Origin of the sequence: Priestia endophytica, from assembly GCF_026790145.1 — a bacterium.
Classification (GTDB): domain Bacteria; phylum Bacillota; class Bacilli; order Bacillales; family Bacillaceae_H; genus Bacillus_I; species Bacillus_I endophytica_A.
The window spans coordinates 1-5,198 of sequence record NZ_JALAMS010000056.1 but is presented as its reverse complement, the minus strand read 5'-3'; the positions used below and the strand labels follow the sequence as shown (position 1 = coordinate 5,198).

6 protein-coding genes and 1 pseudogene are annotated in these 5,198 nt (G+C 34.3%); 2 read left to right on the top strand and 5 right to left on the bottom strand.

Annotated elements, in window-relative coordinates:
- The 4 genes and pseudogenes from MOC86_RS25745 to MOC86_RS25730 form a co-directional block, all read right to left on the bottom strand.
- A pseudogene (locus MOC86_RS25745) lies at nt 1–122 on the bottom strand (DDE-type integrase/transposase/recombinase); the annotation flags it as partial.
- 397 nt (nt 123–519) lie between these two features.
- Nucleotides 520–981 (bottom strand): hypothetical protein, encoded by a 462-nt coding sequence (locus MOC86_RS25740; protein WP_268586749.1) that lies wholly within the window; start codon nt 979–981, stop codon nt 520–522.
- 515 nt (nt 982–1,496) lie between these two features.
- Complete coding sequence (locus tag MOC86_RS25735; protein ID WP_268586748.1) at nt 1,497–1,667, bottom strand: hypothetical protein; 171 nt, start codon at nt 1,665–1,667, stop codon at nt 1,497–1,499.
- 358 nt (nt 1,668–2,025) lie between these two features.
- Nucleotides 2,026–2,307: an AbrB/MazE/SpoVT family DNA-binding domain-containing protein gene (locus MOC86_RS25730; protein WP_268586747.1), complete on the bottom strand. Its 282-nt coding sequence runs from the start codon at nt 2,305–2,307 to the stop codon at nt 2,026–2,028.
- 177 nt (nt 2,308–2,484) lie between these two features.
- Between MOC86_RS25730 and MOC86_RS25725 the strand changes: the two genes are divergently transcribed.
- On the top strand, nt 2,485–3,147 hold the full coding sequence (locus MOC86_RS25725; protein ID WP_268586746.1) for a hypothetical protein: 663 nt from the start codon (nt 2,485–2,487) through the stop codon (nt 3,145–3,147).
- A 261-nt stretch (nt 3,148–3,408) separates the two neighbouring features.
- Here MOC86_RS25725 and MOC86_RS25720 read toward each other — a convergent pair whose 3' ends face one another.
- Entirely contained in the window at nt 3,409–4,386 is a 978-nt protein-coding gene (locus MOC86_RS25720) for a bile acid:sodium symporter family protein (protein WP_268586745.1), read from the bottom strand.
- 574 nt (nt 4,387–4,960) lie between these two features.
- Here MOC86_RS25720 and MOC86_RS25715 point away from each other — a divergent pair.
- A partial coding sequence (locus MOC86_RS25715; protein WP_268586744.1) for a hypothetical protein occupies nt 4,961–5,198 on the top strand: 238 nt, incomplete at its 3' end.

The following is a 5,198-nucleotide window of genomic DNA, read 5'->3' as shown; positions in this document are numbered from 1 at the left end:
CCACACAGTATATGAGTAGCTGTACGAAATGACTTCAATCCCAGCATAGAACGAACTCGCTTCTTTATAAAACGGTGATCTTGCTCCACGATATTGTTGAGATATCTTGCTTGCCTTACTTCACCATAAAAAACCTCTATTAGCATATATGATTGGTGTTCCAATTATTATTTTTTATTTGTTAGTCTTCGATGTGCCTATTAATAAAATGAAATAGGGATAAATAAAATTAACTGATCAAACTTTTTTATAAAGACGTTAATCCATCATATTAAATAAGAGCATGTTTTGATCAATCTTTTTTCAAAACATACTCTTTCTATTTGCTCTTATATCAAGGTTATTAACGTTAGTTTTTGATCAATCTTTATTTCAAAGCTACAATGGCAGGTTACTTGAATTTTATAAAATACTTGAAGAAAAGGGATAAGATATTGAGTATTAAGAGAAATTTATTTCACTGTAAATATTGTATCTTAAGTTACAATGAAATTTATAGAGCTTGAGAAATTTGTTAGCTCAAGCTTTAAGTCTCTTCATATCCTTAAGATACTGGAATCCATATATGCTTATGGCTTTAAGAAAAAATAAGGACATGAATTGATATTTCTTCAATTTAACCAATCTCATGATGTTAAATTTCTCCATAAGGAGCATTAATCCGTATACAAATCCTGTATCTATTAGCGTATTAACCAGTATGTACTTTTTCAAATTGCCATAAGTAAACTTTAAAATCCATAACGTTCCGATAAAAAAGGGACCTACAACAAAGGGAGCATCTTTAAGATCATGCAAAATGGTCCCTTTTGGGAATTCCCACCACTTACGTTTATAGGCAATGTAGCTTTCAATTGCAATAAAAATGGACATAAAAAAAAGGGCAGGATAAAACCGTTTCCATTCAGATTTTTTGATAAGAGGAGCTGTTAACCAGGAAGAAACGACAGTAAATAGAACAATTATTGATTTTACATTCATATAAAGCACCTCTGAATTTTTAGTTTTACCTATATAGTCTGCGGATTTTAACAAATTATGCTCTAATTTGTTATTGCATATGAATTAGAAAAAAGGGTTTAAAAGTAAAGAAAAGCTCTAATAATTATCTTGATCTTCCGAACGGGCGCTATTGTGGAGCAACATATATAGGAACTGATCAATCTTTTTTATAAAAGAATGAGTCAATTGAAAATATTAAGAGCGCGTTTTGATCAATCTTTTTTTCAAAACATGCTCTTTTCTATGATCGATTTTTAAGGTTATTAGTATCAATTTGATCAAACTTTATTTTAAAGCAACACTATGACAAAGTTCAAGTGGGAACGCCCGTTAATATCACATACTCTTATAGAAGTTTCCAGGAGTTAACGAAAATCTACGGGTATAACTTTAAAGGGTATAATACGAAGAATTAATGCAGAAAGGATCCACTCTTTTAAAGAGTGGATCCTTTTTTTGTTTCTACACTAAAGTTTCTGTTAGTTCAGAAGTAGCTATACAACCCAAATAAGAAGAACAGAAATTATAAAACTTTGAATGAGATAAACTACGAATACTTTCCATTTACTTTCTTCCCCTTTTGACAAGTATGTATTAACTACAAAGCCGATAACTCCTACGATTACAAACGTAATAATAAACGTTAATATAAAATCATATACCATGCTAACAGCTCCTTGTGTGACTGCTAAATAAAAGTGAACAAATTTCGCTCATTTAGTGTGAACACTTTTTTTCCAGTTAAAGACGTGCACTTTATATGGAGAGGCGTACGTGATAGCCTTATGTAGGCATTATAACCCTTGTTATGACGGACTTTTTTTAAAATATCAGTACGTAGAGGCTCCATGTCAAGTGACAATGAGCACGTACTATTTTCCAGAAAAGTGTTAACTCTTATTTAGCATAAAGTGTTCACGTAACCTTGACGGTCACAAGGAATATCCACGAAAAAAAGATAAATGCAAAATTCGGGCCTGTCATCGCATCTATACATACTTATTTATACCTGTCAGTCATCTTTTAGACGTAAACGTCGATTTCCCTTACCTCTTTAGAAAGAATCTCCATTCCTTCTTTACTGAGTACTACTTTTCCATTTGCTAATACCATATTGTCTTCTGATATTTTTCCCGTAATCATACATGCTTTATGATACTGATATTTTCTTAAGATGATTTGATTCTCGTCTACAAAGATTTCTAAAGGATCATGCTGTTTAATAGTAAGAGTGCGTCTTAGCTCCTTTGGTAAGACTACACGCCCTAATTGATCGACTTTCCTCACAATTCCTGTACTTTTCAATTCAAGAACACCTCTTTTCCTTTAATAATTTCATTGTAACAAATATAAGGAAAATAATCACAATATAGAAAAACAGTAAAAACATGGGGAAATGCAATGTTTTAGGGTTTGACCCTACACAAGGGTACATAAGTGTATATATAATAGAATTATAGATAGAGAGAAGGAGGGAGTAAGATGGCTCATAAAATCACTGTCACTGGTCATCCGACAAGCTCAATTCAAGACTATGGAAAATACCTTACTTTTGATATGGAGGAAAAGGGGAGTCCCAATGCCCCAAAAGGTATTCCGTTTAAGAGTAATGCCATTACGTATACCGTGGTTCTTAGCTTAAAACAGTTTAATAAATTAAACATAGACCGAGATGGATTTTCACAAAGGCGTTTTGTAGTTCAAGGAGAACCTTGTTTAGACATTCCTTTTGAACAATGTACAGGTGAGATAGGCGTTATTTGTATGCAAATACAAGAAATTGAGGACAAAGGAAAAGAGAAGAAACAACCGAAACAAACACCAAAAAAGGGTTTAAGAGCTAAAAAACAAGAGGAAAGTCAACCCCAAGGAGAATGTAAAAAAGAGAAAGAGAAAAAGCCTCTTCTTGTTCCAGAGGGGACGAGGGAATGGATGTCATTAGAGGAGATTAAGGTTCCGGAAACCTTTCTTCAATTCACCCCAGGAATGGCGAAACAAAAGGCTGTAGAAGAAAGCATTGAGAAGAATGGAACGGTAGATAAACCGATTATTATTGATCCAGATACACATGAACTCCTAGATAGTTATAGTCGTTATTTTGTAGCCAAGAAAAAGAATTTAGATCGTGTTCCTGTGCATTATTAAAGGGAATTCCTATATTTATTGAGTGCATAAACCCTCAGATTTTTATGCACTCTTTTTTTGTTGAGGAGATTTAGAAAGCTTGCTAACTCAACGATGTATAAAAACTTGCATAAAGTAGAAAAAATGAAAAGTCCAGATCCCTTGTGAGACAAAGGGTCTGGACTTTTTTAACTTCCCCTAAGATAGATTATGGTAACTAAAAGTGTATATCATATACAACTAAAAAATCATATAGGGAGGATGGACGCCCAAAGCCTTCCCTTACCCCGTTACTTTTGTCTCTCTACCCACGTCACCTTCTTTCTTATCAATTTCTTTTCTCGACCAATAAGACGCCAGAATGGATCCGTTGATGACATGTAATGTGACAGCGACAGCGCCGGGCAAGGCCGTGAGTGGAGAAGCAGCGAAGTGTGTCTTGGCAAGTGACACTCCTAATCCAGCGTTTTGGATTCCGACTTCAATCGAAATAGCTCTTCTTGTCTCTATATCTAGCTTCATTAAAATCCCGACCAAATAGCCAAGAAACAATCCCGATATGTTATGTAAAAGGACGCTTACAAAAATAATCATTCCCGAAGAGGCAATATTGTCTCTATTCCCAGAAACAACCGCCGCACAAACAAGAGCAATCGCAATAACAGAGATTAACGGAAGTACTGCCCCACCCTTTTCGACAACGTCTGGAAGAATTTTTTGAATCACGAATCCTAAGGCAATGGGGAGGATAATCACTTTAATAATAGATACAAACATTCCCATTGGATCAACTGGCATCCACTGCCCGGCTAGGAAATAGAGAAGGGTTGGCGTAAGAATTGGCGCCAACATGGTCGATAAAGATGTCATTGCAATCGACAGCGCCGTATTTCCTTTTGCAAGATAGACCATAACATTTGATGACGTACCCCCAGGGACACAGCCAACTAAAATAATTCCCGCAGCCAATTCCGGTGGAAGGTTTAATAAGATGGCGATTCCTAATGCAAGCAAAGGCATAATCGTAAATTGTGCTAACACACCAACAACGATAGGCTTTGGATTCGTAAGAACCATCTTAAAATCAACTGGTTTTAATGTCATTCCTACACCAAACATGACAATCATGAGTAGAGTGGTAATGTAAGACCCTAACCAGACAAACTGTTCAGGCCAACTAAACGCTGCGATGGCAAATAGAATGGATATAACACTAAAGTACTTATTCGCCAATGTACTAATTTGATTTACTAAATTCATTGCTGTTCGTTCTCCAATCTTTTTAGTCATTTTTAATTTTCATAGACTTTTATTGTTTCTTCCCATTTCATCTCCTTTTATTTGACTAATTTTGAGGTAAATTGTTAGCTATTATAACCTGTTGAATTCAGAAAGTCCATACTATTCAGAAAGTGTTTTTAATTGTTGAGTAATCTTTCACAATTTTTGTGTGTGATGACCTGTGACAAAGTCTATGTTTAGTATCTATATTTATTTTAAGTTATTAACCTACTGTCTCAAAAACCATGGTTTTTGACATATGAAGAAAAACTATTTTACAGGCAACCTTTTATTCAAAAGGCCTTTACAGATAAGTTTGTTATAAGCAAATGAAAAATAGGATTTTGTTCAAATATAGCTAAAGCAGCAAATAAATGTAACATAAGTTTATCCACTGTAATATTTTCTTGTAAGCTGAAGAAACTGATTTCTTTCGCATTTTAGTCATGTACAAAAGGAATAAATCAGGACTATTTAGGTAAATATTCCCTTGTGAAAAAATGTTTATATTGTAATATGAGTTTGTATTCAGTTATTAGGGAGGGATAGTAAGGTGAAAAAACTCAATATTCTGACTTATGTGGTGTTGGCCTGTTTATTAGTGGTTACTGTAATTGGATTTGATGGAAAAGTTAACGCTAAACCTAAAAATGATCCTGAAAACAATGGCGTTCCGGCCTTTGGGGTGATGAAGAAAAATTATGTAGCATGGTGGGAGGAAAAAGCTAAACATGATGAATACGCCAAAGAGCAATGGGAGACATTTAATAAACTAAATGAAGGACAAAAAA